Source organism: Nitrospira sp. Nam74 (assembly GCF_965152615.1).
In genome coordinates this window covers 793,942-810,447 of record NZ_OZ224220.1, presented here as the reverse complement: position 1 = coordinate 810,447, position 16,506 = coordinate 793,942, and the positions used below count along the sequence as shown (strand labels likewise).

Here is a 16,506-nt window from a genome sequence, read left to right as displayed (position 1 = left end):
ACGATCTCATCGAAGAATGTTGAGTAAGTGTAGGCAATTCCTCACGCGGTTTCTCCCGCGGAAGCTGGAGCGAAGGCGCCAAGAAAATATGATGCCTGTTGTCACGGCCGCCAAAAGTACGAGCCCTAGGCATGCCACCAGCCAGGGGCCGGCAAAACCGAAAAAACGCCCGCTATGCAAGGGATACAAGCTCCGGGTCCAGTGAGCGAGTGGTCCCTTAATGTCGAGAACACGTCCTCGATACCCATCGAGGAACACCCATCCACCGTCGGCATATCGCAACTGAACCGAATCGGTCTCGTGTTTAGGAAAGATGATGCGTTCCAATGATGCCGGCCGATACAACGGAGCCTGTGTTTCGGCGATCGAAGCCAGACCCAACAGGCTTGGCCGTGATCCCGTCGGAACGACCTTCGGAGGCGGATCAAAGGTGGCGATGAGCGACCCGGCGAAGTTCAGTGTTGCGCCGAGCCCGGTGAGGACGATAAATGGCAGGCCGAGCCAGAACCCGGCCCACCGATGAAAGGCGGTCGCACGCCATGACAACGCAGGACCTGTTCTGAGCGCATTGCCTCGCCGGCCATACCACATGGCTATCCCGAGACCCCACAACACGGCGAGACCGAACGCCGTCACCGCGGTTGTCACTTGGCCCGCTACGCCGATGGTTTTCCCTGGATGCAAATCGTACAGGAGATCCACCCAATCGCGCTCCGCGGGCGTCCGGGTGCCCAAGACGTCGCCACTTGACGGATGGAGGAACACGGTCAGAGGCGACGGAGATCCCAGCTTGGCACGCACTGTTCGGGACGACTCGATCGCCATGAACAGGGTTTCCAGTCGATGATTGGGGTACCGGTCTTGGATCGCTGTGACGAGTGCCGTCGGTGAGAGACGCGCGTCTGACGGAGAAGATAGGCCGTATGGCTCGGTGGCATAGCGCAACTGATCGTACCAACCCAACAGAATTCCCGTTATCGTCGTGACGATGAGCGGCGCCATCAGAACGATACCGAGTATCGTATGGGTCTTGGACAGATGCCGCGTCGCGGAGGTCACGACGATCGTCCGTCCATCGTGCTGGACACACCGACCTTCACCATCTCGATCTCCGCATCGTCGAGATACAGACGCGCTGGATGCGGATGACTTAAAAAGTCGTGATGCGAGATCGACCAGCCATAGGCGCCCACAAGATGAAAGACGATGACGTCGCCCACCCGGACACGGTCAATAGGGCAGTCGCGGGCAAGGACATCTTTAGGCGTACACAGCTGACCGGCGATGGTAATGGCCTCGCCACGTATTTCCGGTCGGGGAAACGGATAGGACCATGAGTCGACCGGGAGTATGGTGAAAGGCTGGGAATGTTGCCAGGAGGCCGGAAGCCGGCAATGGTGTGTGCCGCCGCGGACAATGACGAATGCTTTTCCGTGGTTCCGTTTGAGGTCCAGCACTTCGGCGGCATAGTAGCCACAAAAGGCGGTCAGATAGCGCCCGCACTCGAACAGAATCGAGACGTCCTTGAGAAACCGATTTCCCTCCACTACCTCTTTGAGCCCTTGAACGAAGGCCAGCCAATCAAATTGCTGCTCGAGCGAAGCGTAATTGACTCCGATTCCGCCCCCGGCATTGACATAGTCCACCGTCAATCCGAAGACGCGCGCCCAATGCTTTGTTCTCCGCAGATAGTTGCGTACCAACTCCACGTGAGCGGCGGCATCCAAGTTATTTGAGACGGAGTGAAAATGGAACCCCCGTAGAACACTGTGCGAAGAGGCTTGAGCCAATGCGATGGCGTGCGGCACATCGGCCTCATCGAATCCGAATTGGGTGGCGCTCCCGCCCATGCGAAGCGTGCTGGCGGGCAACGCGCCTCGTATATTGACTCGCAAGAGCACCGGCACCTGCTTATCCAAACCACCGGCAATGTGCTGAGCCCGGCGAAGCTCGTGCAGACTTTCGACATGGAGCGTCTGGATCCCAAGCCGGATCGCTTCGGCGAGTTCATCGTCCGTTTTGCCGGGCCCTCCGAACATAATGGGTAGGCTTGGCTTCGCCTCTCGGGCACGTTTCGCACCGATGGAAGCAACCTCGAATCCGCTTACCAGTCCCGACAACGCACGAAGAATCGATGGATCGGAATTCGCTTTAATCGCATAAAACAGGCGGAAGTGTTCGGGGAGCGTGGTCACCAGCCGCCGAGCATGGGCACGCAGAGCACAGAGATCATAGATATAGGCGCACATCGGGCCATCCTGAGCGGCCATCGCCTGCCGGACCGCTTGTTCAATTCGTGGCGGCAGATTCATCGGCAGATCTCTGTGGATGGGATCGCGGCACGGAAGCGCTGGACATGGGCCTGCAACGCTCTCAGCGCCACGCCGCGCTCATCGCCCAACACAAAGAGTCGCACGCCGAGGTCCCACCACTTCGCGAAATCCTCCAGCACGCGGGGCACCGCGCAAAACGGGACGTGTCGTGTTGCAGCCGTGGCCTGCAGTGAGGTGACGGCTTGGACTACAACGGGATGGCGCGTCTGCCACGACACGCCAAGCGACTGCGACAAATCCGCCGCACCTTCCATGACAAAATCTAAACCGGACACTGCGAGGACCTCGTCCACATTGGCCAGACCTTCTTGATCCTCGATCATGACGCCGACCACCGTCTCATCGTTGGCCCTCTCCACATACTTGGTCAGCGAGGTCGCTCCAAAGGAAGCCGACCGTCCCGCATTTAAACCACGCTCACCTTGCGGTGCATACAAAGCAGCCCTCACCACCGTGCGAGTCTCGCCTACCCCTCGAACCCTCGGGACAAGAATGCCGGACGCGCCCGCATCGAGCACACGGCCGATAGCAGCAGGAGACACACCCTCTACACGGACGAGTACGGAAAGAGAAGCCGCATGGGCGGCCCTGACCATATGCTCTAGCGTTTCCGGATTGAGCAGACTGTGCTCAGTGTCGATCACCGCGAAATCAAACCCAGCGTGCGCGATCAGCTCCACTGCGATCGGCGACGGAGTCGAACAGAACAGTCCGAGCAGCGGTTGTCTGTTGCGAATTGCACGCTTGAGCGAACCAGCAGCCACGATCAACTCCGGCGTTACTCTAGGCACAGGGGGTTCACAACCGCATGCACTCTGGCCACGGTCTCAGGAAGCAAGCGCCTGGCGGTCAACTGCTCGACGGACAGCATCGGAGCGAGTAGATTAAACTCCTCCAACCGGCCGCTCTGCGGGCCGACGCGCGCGTGATATTCCCGAATCACTCCACGCGCCACATTCCAAAACTGCTCCTCGGGATAGCCGCAGCGATCGGCCAAGAAGAGGGCGAGCTGCGATAGGTTTATGAAAAAAAGCGAATCGGCCAGAAAATCTCGAACCTCCTCGGCGGAGTCCGTCTCGATATACGAGTTTCGATTCACGCATGCGTGATGAGGCGGCGTCGGGCAGAGTGCGGGACGCCTCTCCGGTTGCGCGAGCAGTCGCGAGCAGAAGCGCACGCCGTCATGGAAATCGCGAAAGACGACCTTGACGGGGTGGCCGTGTTCATGGATCAGAATCATGTTCTGCGCGTGCGCTTCCAGCGCGATGCCGTGCGCATACAAAAAATGAATGGCCGGCATAATGGCGACACGGAGGAGTTCCTGCACCCATCGCTCCACGCCGCATCTCGACAGCCACGGCTGAATGAACGGTTCGCCGTTGAGATCGAGCGTGCACAGTGCCGTGAATGGAATCGCCCGCTGTGGCGGGACGACATACCGGCTCACGCTCTCTCTCCAGATGCAACCCAGGATTCCATAGGCCAGTTCATCGCGCCGTTGTGGCGGTCCCTCATAGGCCATGCCTAGGACTTCACCTAAGAGGCCGCACGGTGCAGACCGGTTGAAGAAATCGTCTTCGGCATGAAGACCCTGCAGCCAGTCGGTGATCAGCGGCGCATTGACAACGGTGTGCGGCGCCAAAATCCTCAGCGTGGAAGTATTGAGGATGCTGAGCGGCAATTTCAGCGCGCACTTGTCCGGCGCCGAACGATTCGAGAGCGTCCGCAGTGATTGTTGCGGCTGGAAGCACTCGCCGGACGATCCGACGGCAATAACGCGTCCTCCCATGAAGTCATCATGAAAGAGAGGTAGCACCCGTTCGCGCCATTGCCACGGGTGAACCGGGATGAAGAGATAGTCACTCGGGAAGTGGCTGCCCTTCGGAAGACCCGCGACAAACCGCGGGTAGGCCGCTCCAAGCTCATCCTTGATGAACGAGTTGACCTCAAGGCGTTGCGATACCGCCATACGGGCATATCGGCGATCCACCGCAAGCCACATCGGGTCCAATGCCGGTCTGAACTCCGGCCCATAGTCGGCATGGTCGCAACAGTCGAACCCGATTCGAGACTTGTAGGAAGGATGATAGAGGTGGCCATCCATGACCAAGGCCTCCAATTCGTTATAATCTGAATCGTGAAGCGATCCCACGAGCTGCCGGCGATGGCTCTGTGCCAGGGCATCTTTCAGCACGGTTTGTTCCAGTTCATGCGCGAAGGTAATGAGCCGCTGCGGGTCGGCGCCAAGCGCCTGTTGAACCTCTTTCAAGAATTGTGTGACAGACTCGGCCTCGGCTGCTGCACGTCTGTCTCGCCGGATGACCGGGTCTGCACCGAGGCACATGCGGTTGAAGCTGAACCGGCGCTTCGCGGAGAGTTCATAGGTGACGGGCTCATTGCGATCGTCACGCCCTTCGATAACAACAGGACCGAAGGTTCTAGGGGATGGCATCGGAACGGTCAAGAGTCCCTCGTAGAGCAACGACTCAATGAGCTGGCGAAACACTCGACGCCGAACATCGATATACACCTCTGATGGCAGCGCGTCGTGCATGACCGCCGCACCGGCCCACATCATTGCCGTGGTATCAGCTCGCATAGCCCTCACCTTCTCGCCTTTCTTTTGCGACTATTGACGTCTCGAAGCGGGTTAGCAGTGACCCCTTGAGCGCTCGGCATTCCAGGTCCCTCGCAGGCCGGGTGTTGGAATAACGGCGAAAGGATCAACTTGCTTGGCCATGTCTCGGACTCCAGCACATGGGTGCGCAGCAGTTCCCGGAGTTCGCATGAGAGAGCCAATGACGCATGGGCCCGTTCAATCCCCTCACGGAGGATGCGCCAGAACACGTGTTCTTTGGCGTGGCACGCCTGTGCGAGCGTCTTCCCAATGGAGGCCAGCATGACTTCGACCGCGAGAGTTTGAAAGTATGACAGGAGTTCTTCACGGCTGCTGTTGATGAGCGTATTGTGACCGGGACGAAGCAGATACGTCGGTGCCGGCAGGCCGGTCCGCTCCACGGCTTGTGGATACATCCGAAGCGTATCGTGATCTCGCAAGAGGAGCCTGAGACGGCATCCCGGTTCATGTACGAGCAGCACATTTTGGCCGTGCAACTCCGGCATGACGCCATACTCCAAACACATAAAGGCGACCTCGCTCACGACCGTCACGAGATCAGCGAAAAACTGCAAGACCCGGTGCAGTGAGCACCCTGGGCCAATCAAGCGAACAAGCGCAGGTACCTCATGGTCCTGGGTTTGAACGGTCAGGGCCGAAAGCGGCAGCACGGTGGCATGACGAGCCGGGATAATCGGATAGCCCCGAATGAGGCACCCGAGATGGCCGGCGTCAGAGTCTGTCAATCCTCTGCCCGGCGGCAGATACGACACCATCGCCGTTCGTTGCACAACATGAGCCGTTCCGAGAGACGAGGGTCACGCTCCAGAATCGTTTCCAAATACGACTGTGCCTGTTCGCCATTGTGAAGATAGTGCGGTGGCAAGATCCGGAGTGCGCCCAACGATCCGATCGCCAGCGGCAATTTGACGTGATAGCCGTTCCCAGCAAGGGGGGCCAGCGTCCTGATGGAAGACGTCGGGACGAAGTCACCGAGTGGGGCATCTAGCACCCTCACGATGCCGGCTCTGATTTCCTTCGCAAAGAATCGCCGAAGACCATGGGCCGCTTGCCAGGGATGGACCGGAATGGGGATATGGCTTTCCAAGCGATGCGCAGCAAGGATATGGTTGAGATGGAGTTGGTCGGCTTGCGACAGCAAGAGAGCGGCCGGGGTGGTAAGCCCTACCTGTTGACTCTGCTGAACCCATTCGTTGTGCAACGCCACCCATTCCAGAGTGACCGTTCTTCCGTATTCGGGGCTATAGCGCTGATACGCTTCATCGTCCCAGCCTCGGCGAGCCCGTGCAGTGGGATGGAAAGGCCGATCGCGAAGAGCAGCCAGTCGTTCCCAATCCCTGAGGTGTGGACCCATGATGCTGCGAAAGGTCCGCACAACGCTTGGCGCCGCATCGAGTGCGAGACTCGCATGGCGCAACGCCAGACGGAGATCCTTGAGGAATGCCGGCAGGCCCCGAAGTCCCGTTCGTTCACTCTCGGCCATGTCCTGTATCAACAGTTGCATTAATTCGAGAGGACCAATCGACCGCGGAAGCGAACTCTCTGGCTGCTCAAAACAGAAGAGAGGCGCACGGCTCATACGACATCTGCCACCCGACCATGATGTCGCCGGGAAGACGAGCGTCCATGCGCTTCGAGCAGCGTGGACCGCGGCAAAGGTTTCTCCAAGACCCGGCTCGCAGGCGTCCTTTCCATTGTGCGACTTCACTGAAGAGTGCGTGGTGAGTCGCGTGGCCAGGTTGAACAGATCTTCACTCAGCAAGGCATTGACCAGGTCAACCAGCACCGACGCTTCAGCTTCGGCTTGTGAATCCATCTGCCGCGGTTTGGCCTCGGCTGCTGTATCGATCCTTATGCCGAGCATCGCCGGGCCTCGCGGATAAGGTTCGGGACTGCGACATACAACGGCTTTTCACCTCTTCCCAGAAAGCAACTGGTGAGATTCGCCTTGGCTGGAAGCGTATCCCCGTTCAACAGATCATCGAACTCATCGGGGTAGCGACTGCGCTCCGGTGACGCCGCCAATGTGTCGGCAACGATCCGCCACAGTTCCATCTCAGACCGGTCGGTGCACCACGCGAGAGAATGGAGCATGTGGCCCAGATGATTGACGAAGACGTAGTACTTGAGGCGCTTCCAGGCTTCGTCATCACTCATCACGGCTGGGCTTGTCTCGGCCAAATACCCTTCGAACCACCGTTGCTCAGCGGCGCGTGAACGGCCGATGCCCACCCCTTCCAGGTCACGGATATAGACGCGCTCCGGCCAGCCGCCACGAAGCAGCAGCAAGGTATTTTGGACATGAGCTTCGAGGCTGACTCCATGCTTTAGAAACAGTTTCAGGAGCGGCATAATGACGGTGTCCACATATCGACGAGTCCAGAGGAACGGAATGTCCGAGCCTGCTTCACGTGCCTGCAGATCGTCTATGATGCCTCCTAATCGAGGTCGTTCACGTTCGGGATCGCACTCGACCAGAGCGGCGACGACGACGGGACAGTCTTTCAATTCATCGATAAAGGGATTTTCGCGAAGCAGCACACCCCAGCTTTCGGCAAAACGCGACCGCTCGTCCTCTCCCAAGCCCGGGGGGTTGAGGGTCCGATAGCCCAACTCCAGCAGAATGGCGATGTCTGCACATCTACCGCTGCTGCGTAAGGCGCCGAGGATACGCCCGGCGTCGACCGCACGCTGGAGGTGTTCGAGTGGATTCGTGCGAACAAAGTTGGTGATGCGTACATTGAGCGGCAACTTAAACCCATACGGGTGCCTCGGATCCCAGACTGTTCGGACCGATGAGGTGGGAAATACAGGGTCGCCTTGCCTGCCAAGATCAACGAGCTGTTCTGTCCGAAGCAACGCCTGGACCTCCGGCCACTGATGGAGATGATCGGCTTGCCACGGATGGCAAGGAATGAGCCGATAGCGATTCCGGCGCGGGCCTAGTCTGCGCGCCGCGGCCGCAAGGACACCGGTTGTAAAGAATTGGTGATCTTCCAACGCCGGAGATTCGACACAGAGATCTTCAGCAACGGCAAAATAGCGCAAGGTGAACTCGGCACCGAGTTCAGGGGCATATCGTGAGACATCATCCAACGAGAAGCCCTCAGAGCTTTTTGGGGTGGGATGCAGTGGATGTCCGAAGATAAGCGATTGCTCGGCGAGCTGAAATTTTCGTGGTCCATGGAAGGAAAGAAAGGAGCGATGGCTTTCCATGTGGTGTTCGACATAACAAATCGTTTTGTCGACCGAGTTTTCCAGACGCCCGAACAGCGCCCAAGCTTGTTCTTCGCCGGCTATGGGATCGGGGTGGCCTTCTCCCAATTCTTCAAGAATGAAACCGGCGATCTCCTTCCACGAACTGACGGAGATGAACTGCGGCGGTGTGGTCTGCTGGTGGAGATAGAATAGTTCACCGTATCGATGATGCCCGGAAGGAGAGGCGGCCGTGAAGGTGCCCCACAGTATTTGATGTGTCCGGGGCAACACCACTCGGAATAGACTGGCTCCCACAGGAGCCACCTTGGGCGGTATCTCGACCGTATCGGGGCATAGCACATCGTACTGTCCTGTTTCCCGAAGATACGTATTGAGCAGCCGTTCGATCGCCGCCCGCTCGGCGCGGACAACGGACAGGTCACGTACCACAGGCGAAGGGACTTCACCATCAATCATTTTCATCATCACTCCTGTCTGTCGGTATAGGCTTCATGCACTTGCCTTTTTGGCCCACCACATGCACGGGGAGAACGCCAGCACCGCTGCCCCGATGAGAGACACGCACCCCATGAGCGCAACGATTGCTCTAGGGCACATAATTCCCGCCGCCACACCGGCCACCACCGAGCCGAGTATCTGGCCAAGAACAATCGTGCTTGCGGTCATTCCCATCCATGCCCCTTGATCCCGCCCTCCGGCTTCTTCCAGCACGACGAGTTGGAGAGAAGGTATCAGCGCGCCCACGCAGAATCCCTGTACGAGCCGTGCCGGGAAAAGCCAGACGCCCTCTTCGAGGACGGCCTGGACGAGCAGCGCTGCACCCGCTCCTACCATGGCGTAGAGCAGAGAGACTTCTGCCGGCTGTCTCTCGTTCCATCGGCTCCAGCAACGCCCGCCTATCATGGCGGCTCCCCAAAGCGTCGCTTGGAGCGCCCCGATCCACATCGGAATGCTCGAGACGTCTTGGAGAAGCTGCTCCAGATGGGACGCAAACACTGTTACCATTCCAAAGAGCGCTAGTTGCCCGCATAACACGGACACGAGGACAGTCCCGCGACGGCGATGATTCAGCAAGAGCAGGCTTGTCCGCCAGAGCGAAGCGCCCTGGTACACGCTCGGACCACGGGACCGAGCCTCCGGCAGCATGATCATCATCACAACGGCCAGCACGGCAATCAGAGCTCCCAGCATAATGAGGACCGGGCGAAATCCCACGGCCACAATCGCCCAGGCACCGAGCAGCGGTCCGAGCAGGGCGCCCCCCGCCATGGCGCTGTACAGTCCCCCTAATTGCCGGGACTGACGATGCTCCTCCGGATCAGAGCCGACGTAAGCAGCAGCCGCTTCTTCCACCCCGCCACACGCCCCTTGCAACAGCCGGCAACACAAGAGTTGCCACGCGTGCTGTGCCAGTCCCATCAAGACCAGACTGAACGCAATCCCCATCAAGGCACGAATGACCATCCATTTTCGGCTCCATTGATCGCTGCACCGGCCCCACATGGGGGCGGTCCACAGGTGCATAACCGCTGGCGCGGCGATGCACCACCCCGCCCACAACGTGACCGATCCCATATCGCCCCGGTCGACGTCCGCCAGGTACACCGGCAAGAACGGGACGAGCACCGTCAGTCCCACCGTCGTCAGAAATCGGCCAAGGCATAAAAGGACGTAACTACGATTCAAGGACGGCGGCGGGCGCATCCCATCGTAAAGACTCCGTCGCCTCGTACAACGGCAACCGGACGCCGATGCCCTGATCAAGCGCTCGCTGATACAAAGCGACGGCGCTTGTGATGTCCTCGATCGCGAGGCCCATCGGGTTCAAGACGATCGTCTCATCATCCGACTCTCGTCCCGGCTTGCGGCCGATCAGGATGTCCCCCAATTCGGCATGCAGTCGCTCCCTGGAGAAACGTCCCTCGAGCACGAGCTGATTGATGATCTTTTTGTCTCGATTGCACTGATCCCAGTCATCGACAACGACTTTGTCCACGTTCAGAAAGACATCCTTCTCGACATCCATAATGGAAACATTGCTCAAAAACGCACCGCGCTGGAGCCATTCGTAGCGTAGATAGGGACGATCAGTCACGGTACAGGTCACGACGACTTCACCGGCTCGGACGGCCTCTTCCGCGGAAGCCGCTACGCGGACATCGCACGCTCGACATTGACCCTGCAGGTAGTCCGCCAAGCGATGGGATGCCTCCTCTCGTACGTCAAACAGATGCACTGTCCGAATCGACGAGAAGCGGTCCAGCAGCGTGCGCAACTGGAACTGCGCAATCGGGCCGCACCCAATGCAGGCCACGGAATGAAAGCCTCGGCGGGCGAGATGCTGAACGCCTAGCGCCGTCACCGCCGCCGTCCGCATGCCGCTGATCAGCGACCCCTCGAGCAAGGCGATGGGGTAATTGGTAACGGGGTCATTGAGGATGATGAGCGCGCTCGCCCGCTCCAAGCCGCGGCGACTGGGGTTCGCATGATTGCTCCCGATCCACTTCAGCCCCGCCGTGGCATCAGCCCCGCCAACATAGGCCGGCATGGCAATTAGGCGGTCGGCAATATGACTGTCGCCCCACCGCAGGTATGGCTTGAGTGGTTGGACGGTGTCCCCCACTGCGTGCAAGCATAGCGCCTGGCGCACGGCGTTCATATATACGGATGGCGTGTCACCGCCGACACGTATGAGATCGGCCCTGCTCAGATACAGAAGTGTGGGGGTCTCCACCAGTCGTCGTTGATCCATGGTCACCTCCTCAGTAGCGTTGTTCTTCAATCACACCCCGGCAATGGCTGCTGACGACACGGCGTTCCGTCCTTGAGGAAGAGCCGCCACCCAGTCGTCGTTATAGACAAGATCCAGGTACCGGTCGCCTCGGTCCGGGAGTAGCGTGAGGACCGTCGAGCCTGGAGGAAATGACCAGGCCATCTTTCGGATGCCCATCACCACGGCTCCGGAGGAGCCTCCGGCAAAGATGCCTTCCTTGAGAGCCAGATCTCGACAACCTTGCACGGATTCCAGGTCGCTGACATGGACGACGTCATCAATCTCTTCAAGCGACAGCAGTTCCGGGGTACGGCTTGCCCCGATCCCCGGAAGGTGTCTCGGCCCGGCCGGCGCTCCAAAGATGACTGAGCCGACAGCATCGACGCCGATCACGCGCAATTTGGGAAACGCCTGGCGTAGGCGGCGGGACAATCCCATAATGGTGCCCGACGTGCTAACCCCCACGATCAGGGCGTCGAGATGTTCGCCAACGTCCGTCAAGATTTCCCCTGCGGTCCCATGGAAATGGGCTTGCCAGTTTTTCCGGTTGGCATACTGATTGACCCACAGACTGCCAGGGACGCGATTGATCAATTCATGCACGCGGCGGATGCGAGTCTTCAGGTATCCGCCTTGGTCGTCGTGGTCCTGGACCATGTCGATGGTCGCACCGAGGCGGCGCAGAATGGCGAGATTTGCCGAGGCGATTTTCGGGTCGACCACGCACGTGAACCGCAAGCCATACACCCGTGCGACCATGGCCAGGGCAATCCCGAGATTCCCTGAACTGCTTTCGATCAGATGCGTCTCGGACGTGATCGTGCCATCGCGGAGACCCGCCTCCACGATGTATCGAGCCGGCCGGTCTTTCACGCTGCCGCCCGGATTGCACAGTTCCAGTTTCGCCAGCACGGAAAGCCGCTCCACCGGAAACAACCGGCTCAGCCGTACGACCGGGGTCCCGCCGATACAACTCACCACCGAGTCATGCACCATGGTTCGTCTCCTTTTCTTGTTTCATGGCCGATACGTTTAGTATTTGAAGGTGTAGCCGAGTGAAATGACCATGCCTCGGGCGGCGGTATAACTGTCGTTCCGCCCCGTCCGCAGCAATTGTGAAATGGTGTTGAAGTATTCATTGTTCAACAAGTTCTCAATTCCAAATTGCAGAAATCCTGGACCGACCTTCGCAGTGCTGATGAAATCGACGAGGGTATAGGGGTCGACGGGCCGACCGCCGAACACGGTTGGCGCGAGGCCGGGATCACGCCCGCCGACATACAGGACCTGAAGGCGGTTACGCCATTGCCATGCCGGCACCGTATCGTGTTCGATATACCCCGTGAGCTTCAGGGGTGCGATCCGGAACCCGTTGAGCGCCGTGTAGTCGCCGTTCAGATCGGGATCATTCTCTCCCTCCGTCCACGTGAAGGTGCCACCCACCCGCCAGCGCTCGATCGGCTGAATATCGAGCGTCCCTTCGAGGCCGTACACCCGTTCCGGCGCGCGGATGATAGTCGCGAAGAATCCTCCCGACGTCACGCCCAGGTCAGATTCGTTGTAATACACCGAGAGAGACGGTTGGATGCGGCTCCACTCACCGCGGACACCGACTTCATAGTGATTCACCTTGATGGGAGCGAGTTGCGAGGAGGAGAAACGAAAGCCGGCCGGGGCCGCACGCAGAATCAACCCGGTATCCGGGATCGAAAATCCCTGCGCAAAACTGCCAAACACGTTGATCTCGTCGGTCAGATAGACCACAGTGCCGGCGTTAAACAGCGTGGCATTAAAACTTCGGCCGCCGCTTGCGATCGGATTACCCGCCAGCGTCGTAAAGCTGGAGACGTCGAGATCGACGCGCTCGTGTCGAACGCCGCCCCGCAACACCCACCGCGAAAACGGGCTCCATTCCAGCTGCGCGAATAACCCGATGTTGCGCTGAGTCATGGGAGGGACCCAGATTCGATCACCGGTCTGATTGAACACTAGGCCACCGCTGCTGTCATACGCCGCCGGGTCCATGATGGCGGCACGCTGAGCGGTGACTTCCCGGATGAAATCCATGCCCCCACAGCAGCCGGGGCACTGTGATACCCGGCACCGGCAGAGGGGTATCGATTTCCAAACGACTACCGACTTTTTCCGACTCCACCCGGGACTGAAAGATAAACGGGTTAGCGGCAAATGTGCGGCCATCGAAAGGGAAAAACCGGGTTGAGTAGTTCCGATAATACCCCTGCACGTGGAGCCGGCTGCCCAACAGGCCAGCGTGGTTATAATCCACATTCACCAGGGTATTGACGATCCCGGGTTGGTCGCTCAGTTGCAATCCTTGACGTGTCCGCGCCTTCTGGGTTTTCGGGGGGAAGGCGTTGACGGAGGGATCCGTCGCGTAGTCCGTATCCTGAGAGCTGACAAACCGATTGGCGGTGAGTTGAAGACGCTGCTTGGCAAATTCATATCCTAACTTTCCAAAAAGATTATACGTATTCAGATCCGACAATCCGCCCTGGGCGCTCTGAAGGTCAGGAGGAATGCGGCTGCCGGCCGCATCGAAATAGCCCCCGGTTCGCTCATAGGCCCCGCTCAACGAGTAGTCGAACGCGCCCTTTTTCCCGGCTACCGATTGCACCAATCGGCCACCGAGCCCCGCGGTCGGGTTCGTCACCGCGGTACTCGCCAACAGGTCGGTCGTAAACGTCGCCTTGCCCTCCGCCGGCTTCTTCGTAATGATATGGATGATGCCGCCCGTCGCGCCGTCTCCGTAAATGGACGTCGCCCCTCGCACGATTTCGATGCGTTCAATGGCGGACGGATCGATAGTTCGGAGGTCTCGGCCGGCATTGCGGGCCGTGCCTTGCGGGACGCCGTCGATGATGACCAGTGCATTTCGGCCGCGGAGGACTTGGCCGAAGTTGCTCAGCGACTGATTGCCGGGAGCCAACCCCGGAGTCAACTTGCCCAGCAATTCACCGACGTCACGCGTGAGGAGGCCTGTTTTTCGATGTCTTCGCGCGTGATGACTGTCACGGCCTCGGGGATCGATGCCACCGGGCGTTCACTCCTCGTGGCAGTAATGGCTACTTCGGGCATGGCCACGGTTTTTCCTGGCTTCGAAATTTCACTGTCCACAACCGGCCGAGATGTCTCCGCCCTTCCATGATCAGAAGGCATTCCTTCTTGCGCCACAACAGTACCGGACCACGAAAGGATAGACACGCTCAGTGAGACCACTACACCGCAGAGAACAATGCGCGAAAACATGGAGCCCCTTACAATGATATTGATTATCGATATCACTCATCGGATGTAAGACGTATGGCGACTGCTCGACCCTGACCTCCAGCTCTAAAAATTTTTTTGCGAATAGATGAACGCGCGAGTCGTTGGAGCATTATGGGGCGAGATCGAGACGCTTCCGGCAGTACGAGAGTCCTTTCATGACATGCCTTTCCACCATGTTTTGGCTGATGCCCATGTGCGCGGCGATTTCCTTATGCGACCAGTCTCGCAACTTATGCAGAACAAATACTCGCCGGCACTTCGGCGGCAGTTCGTTAATAGCATCGTCCAGCAATTTCAACTGCTGCCGTGCCTGCATCATCGTTTCCTGAGTAGGCAGAAGCGACAACTCATCGTCGGCGTCGTCCAGTTCCGCATGTCGATGTAGATCGGCAGACCGACGGCGCACCCAATCGATGGCCAGGTTCGTGGCCACGCGAAAAAGGTATGCGCGCGGATGGCGAATAGAATCCGTGAGAGGAAGGGCCAGGATTTTTACCCAGAGCTCTTGAATGACATCAGACACGTCGCTCGGCTCGACCAAACGATGCGATAGGACACGGTGCAGATCAGACACGTGTGCCTCGAATTCAATGACGAGATCGGATCGGTTCAAATCGTTCATGCTCCTGCGTCTTGCACATGGCAAAAAAAAGAGCCCAAGCTGCCAAGCAGCCGGGCTCTGGACAAACGGTCTCTGGCCTAGGTGATATTGAGAATCGCTATCAGACTACACAGAATCGGTCGGCTGTGGCAAGTCGGCGGATTAACCTAGCCATGATAGGTCAGTATGGGCTACAGAGAACCGGCTTTGTGCGGTGAGGGGACGCGAGCAATGTCCTGGCGTGTGTCATCATCGTCAATGAGCACGATGCGCCGTTTAGGATCACGCTTCGCAACGGTTTCATGTGTGATTCGTCTATTGTAATACCATTGGCCGAAACTTTGCTTATGCCTGAAGAACTATACAGCACTATTACGGTGAGCAATGAAAGAACAGCATGCATCTTTCTCGCGTGACGATGAACCGTAGGGTGCTTCTGGACGAAGGGGCAGAAGAGGTGCCGGTAGCCATGAGCAGTCGAGAGAAGGTACGACTGTTACTTGTTGACGATCGCGAAGTCGTGCAGCGGTTACGAGAGCTATTGCAACAGGCACAATTCAACGTGGTGGGTGAGTCAGACACGATGGCGTCTGCAGTTGAACACACCATTCGACTGAAACCAGACACGGTGGTTATGGATCTGCGATTGCCAGATGGGGCCGGCATAGACGTCTGCCGCAAAATCCCCGCCTTGTCGCCACAGACCTGCGTCTTGGTTCTTACCTCCTTCTCCGACGAAGAAGTAATGCCTGCCCCTCTTGTCGGAAGCGCGCATGGGCACCTGCATAAGACCATCCGCCGACAAGCGCTCATCGATGGCGTTTCAGCGCCTGCAAGACGCTCGCTCGATCGGTCAGTCACCGCACACGCCGTCGCCCCCAGGCACCCGTCGGAGAGTTCCGTCGGAAAGAAGAAGAGTACGCCATTGGCTCCACAAGAGTCCCGTGTGCTTGCCCTTTTAGCAGACGGTAAGACTAATAAGGAAATTGGAGTTGCTCTGGGGCTCAGCGACAAGACGATCAAGAACTACGTAAGCCATATCTTTCAAAAACTTCAGATTCGTCGCCGATCGCAAGCGGCCGCGTTTTACATACGGCACTGCGCCACATAGAGAAGTTTGGCCTAGACTAAAACTCCATTTCTTTCAAACCAACATCCCACGGGCCTACCCTCACTGTGCACGCCTTGCTTGTATAGTAAACCCCATAGCGCGGACGGGCAGTACGGCAGTTCAAGCACGCTCCACCTTAGATATGTAGAGGAGATCATCCATGGATATGAAGGAGCTTTTTGGGGCTTCTTTTGCAACCCCCCACATCGGAGACTCAACGCCGGTCTCACGGATCTGCTCCTATGAAATGTTCGAGCCCCTCAATGAAGAAAACTTTGTCACGCACGAGGGCATGGCCATCATCTTTGCGATCGATATGGCAGAGGTCGAACTCATGATGCCTCAAGCGCCTACTGTGAACCAACTTCTCATCATTAAATTCCGTAAGGCCGCTTCTTCCCGGATGACGATGGAATTTGGCGACGTACGTGCAGTTCAAGAGGTTCCCGTCAAGCGCGCCTTATCGTATTTTCGAGTTCGAATGAGTTTCCATCAGCCTCAGCCATATGTTCTGGAAAGTGCGGGGCTCTGACTTCACAAGCC

Annotated in this window: 15 protein-coding genes; 2 read left to right on the top strand and 13 right to left on the bottom strand. The window is 58.3% G+C overall.

Going from position 1 to position 16,506, the window contains the following annotated elements:
* Window positions 1–6 precede the first annotated feature (6 nt).
* The 13 genes from ACWHYZ_RS03975 to ACWHYZ_RS03915 all read right to left on the bottom strand — a co-directional run bounded on the left by ACWHYZ_RS03975 (window position 7) and on the right by ACWHYZ_RS03915 (window position 14,873).
* Window positions 7–1,059, bottom strand: coding sequence for a PepSY-associated TM helix domain-containing protein (locus ACWHYZ_RS03975; protein WP_447985996.1), 1,053 nt, complete (start codon window positions 1,057–1,059; stop codon window positions 7–9).
* Window positions 1,056–2,312 (bottom strand): type III PLP-dependent enzyme, encoded by a 1,257-nt coding sequence (locus ACWHYZ_RS03970; protein ID WP_447985995.1) that lies wholly within the window; start codon window positions 2,310–2,312, stop codon window positions 1,056–1,058. Before ACWHYZ_RS03970 ends, ACWHYZ_RS03975 begins: the two co-directional genes overlap by 4 nt.
* On the bottom strand, window positions 2,309–3,097 hold the full coding sequence (locus tag ACWHYZ_RS03965) for an HpcH/HpaI aldolase family protein (RefSeq protein ID WP_447985994.1): 789 nt from the start codon (window positions 3,095–3,097) through the stop codon (window positions 2,309–2,311). Before ACWHYZ_RS03965 ends, ACWHYZ_RS03970 begins: the two co-directional genes overlap by 4 nt.
* A 14-nt stretch (window positions 3,098–3,111) precedes the next feature.
* Window positions 3,112–4,932: an IucA/IucC family protein gene (locus ACWHYZ_RS03960; protein WP_447985993.1), complete on the bottom strand. Its 1,821-nt coding sequence runs from the start codon at window positions 4,930–4,932 to the stop codon at window positions 3,112–3,114.
* A 5-nt stretch (window positions 4,933–4,937) separates the two neighbouring features.
* The gene (locus ACWHYZ_RS03955; RefSeq protein ID WP_447985992.1) at window positions 4,938–5,696 is read right to left on the bottom strand and encodes an IucA/IucC family C-terminal-domain containing protein; all 759 of its coding nucleotides are present in this window, start codon (window positions 5,694–5,696) and stop codon (window positions 4,938–4,940) included.
* Complete coding sequence (locus tag ACWHYZ_RS03950) at window positions 5,693–6,835, bottom strand: IucA/IucC family protein (protein ID WP_447985991.1); 1,143 nt, start codon at window positions 6,833–6,835, stop codon at window positions 5,693–5,695. The genes ACWHYZ_RS03955 and ACWHYZ_RS03950 overlap by 4 nt, the downstream gene beginning before the upstream one ends.
* Entirely contained in the window at window positions 6,823–8,655 is a 1,833-nt protein-coding gene (locus ACWHYZ_RS03945; RefSeq protein ID WP_447985990.1) for an IucA/IucC family protein, read from the bottom strand. The genes ACWHYZ_RS03950 and ACWHYZ_RS03945 overlap by 13 nt, the downstream gene beginning before the upstream one ends.
* A 24-nt stretch (window positions 8,656–8,679) precedes the next feature.
* Window positions 8,680–9,894 carry an MFS transporter gene (locus tag ACWHYZ_RS03940; protein WP_447985989.1) on the bottom strand — a complete coding sequence of 405 codons (1,215 nt, stop codon included), beginning with the start codon at window positions 9,892–9,894 and terminating at the stop codon, window positions 8,680–8,682.
* The gene (sbnB, locus tag ACWHYZ_RS03935; RefSeq protein WP_447985988.1) at window positions 9,866–10,942 is read right to left on the bottom strand and encodes a 2,3-diaminopropionate biosynthesis protein SbnB; all 1,077 of its coding nucleotides are present in this window, start codon (window positions 10,940–10,942) and stop codon (window positions 9,866–9,868) included. Before sbnB ends, ACWHYZ_RS03940 begins: the two co-directional genes overlap by 29 nt.
* A 30-nt stretch (window positions 10,943–10,972) precedes the next feature.
* Window positions 10,973–11,959 (bottom strand): 2,3-diaminopropionate biosynthesis protein SbnA, encoded by a 987-nt coding sequence (gene sbnA, locus ACWHYZ_RS03930; protein WP_447985987.1) that lies wholly within the window; start codon window positions 11,957–11,959, stop codon window positions 10,973–10,975.
* A 36-nt stretch (window positions 11,960–11,995) separates the two neighbouring features.
* On the bottom strand, window positions 11,996–13,030 hold the full coding sequence (locus tag ACWHYZ_RS03925; RefSeq protein WP_447985986.1) for a TonB-dependent receptor: 1,035 nt from the start codon (window positions 13,028–13,030) through the stop codon (window positions 11,996–11,998).
* Entirely contained in the window at window positions 12,969–13,934 is a 966-nt protein-coding gene (locus ACWHYZ_RS03920) for a TonB-dependent receptor plug domain-containing protein (protein ID WP_447985985.1), read from the bottom strand. The genes ACWHYZ_RS03925 and ACWHYZ_RS03920 overlap by 62 nt, the downstream gene beginning before the upstream one ends.
* 426 nt (window positions 13,935–14,360) lie before the next feature.
* On the bottom strand, window positions 14,361–14,873 hold the full coding sequence (locus tag ACWHYZ_RS03915) for an RNA polymerase sigma factor (protein WP_447985984.1): 513 nt from the start codon (window positions 14,871–14,873) through the stop codon (window positions 14,361–14,363).
* Between the two features lie 376 nt (window positions 14,874–15,249).
* On the opposite strand from ACWHYZ_RS03915, the gene ACWHYZ_RS03910 reads away from it, so the two are divergent.
* Together ACWHYZ_RS03910 and ACWHYZ_RS03905 are read left to right on the top strand one after the other, a co-directional pair.
* Window positions 15,250–15,963, top strand: a complete 714-nt coding sequence (locus ACWHYZ_RS03910) for a response regulator (RefSeq protein ID WP_447985983.1) — start codon at window positions 15,250–15,252, stop codon at window positions 15,961–15,963.
* Between the two features lie 160 nt (window positions 15,964–16,123).
* A complete protein-coding gene (locus tag ACWHYZ_RS03905; protein WP_447985982.1) occupies window positions 16,124–16,495 on the top strand; it encodes a hypothetical protein in 372 nt (123 codons plus the stop codon).
* The last annotated feature ends 11 nt before the right edge of the window (window positions 16,496–16,506 follow it).

What these genes read in the sequence shown, in the direction of transcription:
- ACWHYZ_RS03970 (WP_447985995.1), bottom strand. Translation starts at nt 2,312, where the DNA reads ATGAATCTGCCGCCACGAATTGAACAAGCGGTCCGGCAGGCGATGGCC.
- ACWHYZ_RS03960 (WP_447985993.1), bottom strand. Translation starts at nt 4,932, where the DNA reads ATGCGAGCTGATACCACGGCAATGATGTGGGCCGGTGCGGCGGTCATG.
- ACWHYZ_RS03950 (WP_447985991.1), bottom strand. Translation starts at nt 6,835, where the DNA reads ATGCTCGGCATAAGGATCGATACAGCAGCCGAGGCCAAACCGCGGCAG.
- ACWHYZ_RS03945 (WP_447985990.1), bottom strand. Translation starts at nt 8,655, where the DNA reads ATGATGAAAATGATTGATGGTGAAGTCCCTTCGCCTGTGGTACGTGAC.
- ACWHYZ_RS03940 (WP_447985989.1), bottom strand. Translation starts at nt 9,894, where the DNA reads ATGCGCCCGCCGCCGTCCTTGAATCGTAGTTACGTCCTTTTATGCCTT.
- sbnB (WP_447985988.1), bottom strand. Translation starts at nt 10,942, where the DNA reads ATGGATCAACGACGACTGGTGGAGACCCCCACACTTCTGTATCTGAGC.
- sbnA (WP_447985987.1), bottom strand. Translation starts at nt 11,959, where the DNA reads ATGGTGCATGACTCGGTGGTGAGTTGTATCGGCGGGACCCCGGTCGTA.
- ACWHYZ_RS03925 (WP_447985986.1), bottom strand. Translation starts at nt 13,030, where the DNA reads ATGGATTTCATCCGGGAAGTCACCGCTCAGCGTGCCGCCATCATGGAC.
- ACWHYZ_RS03915 (WP_447985984.1), bottom strand. Translation starts at nt 14,873, where the DNA reads ATGAACGATTTGAACCGATCCGATCTCGTCATTGAATTCGAGGCACAC.
- ACWHYZ_RS03910 (WP_447985983.1), top strand. Translation starts at nt 15,250, where the DNA reads ATGCATCTTTCTCGCGTGACGATGAACCGTAGGGTGCTTCTGGACGAA.
- ACWHYZ_RS03905 (WP_447985982.1), top strand. Translation starts at nt 16,124, where the DNA reads ATGGATATGAAGGAGCTTTTTGGGGCTTCTTTTGCAACCCCCCACATC.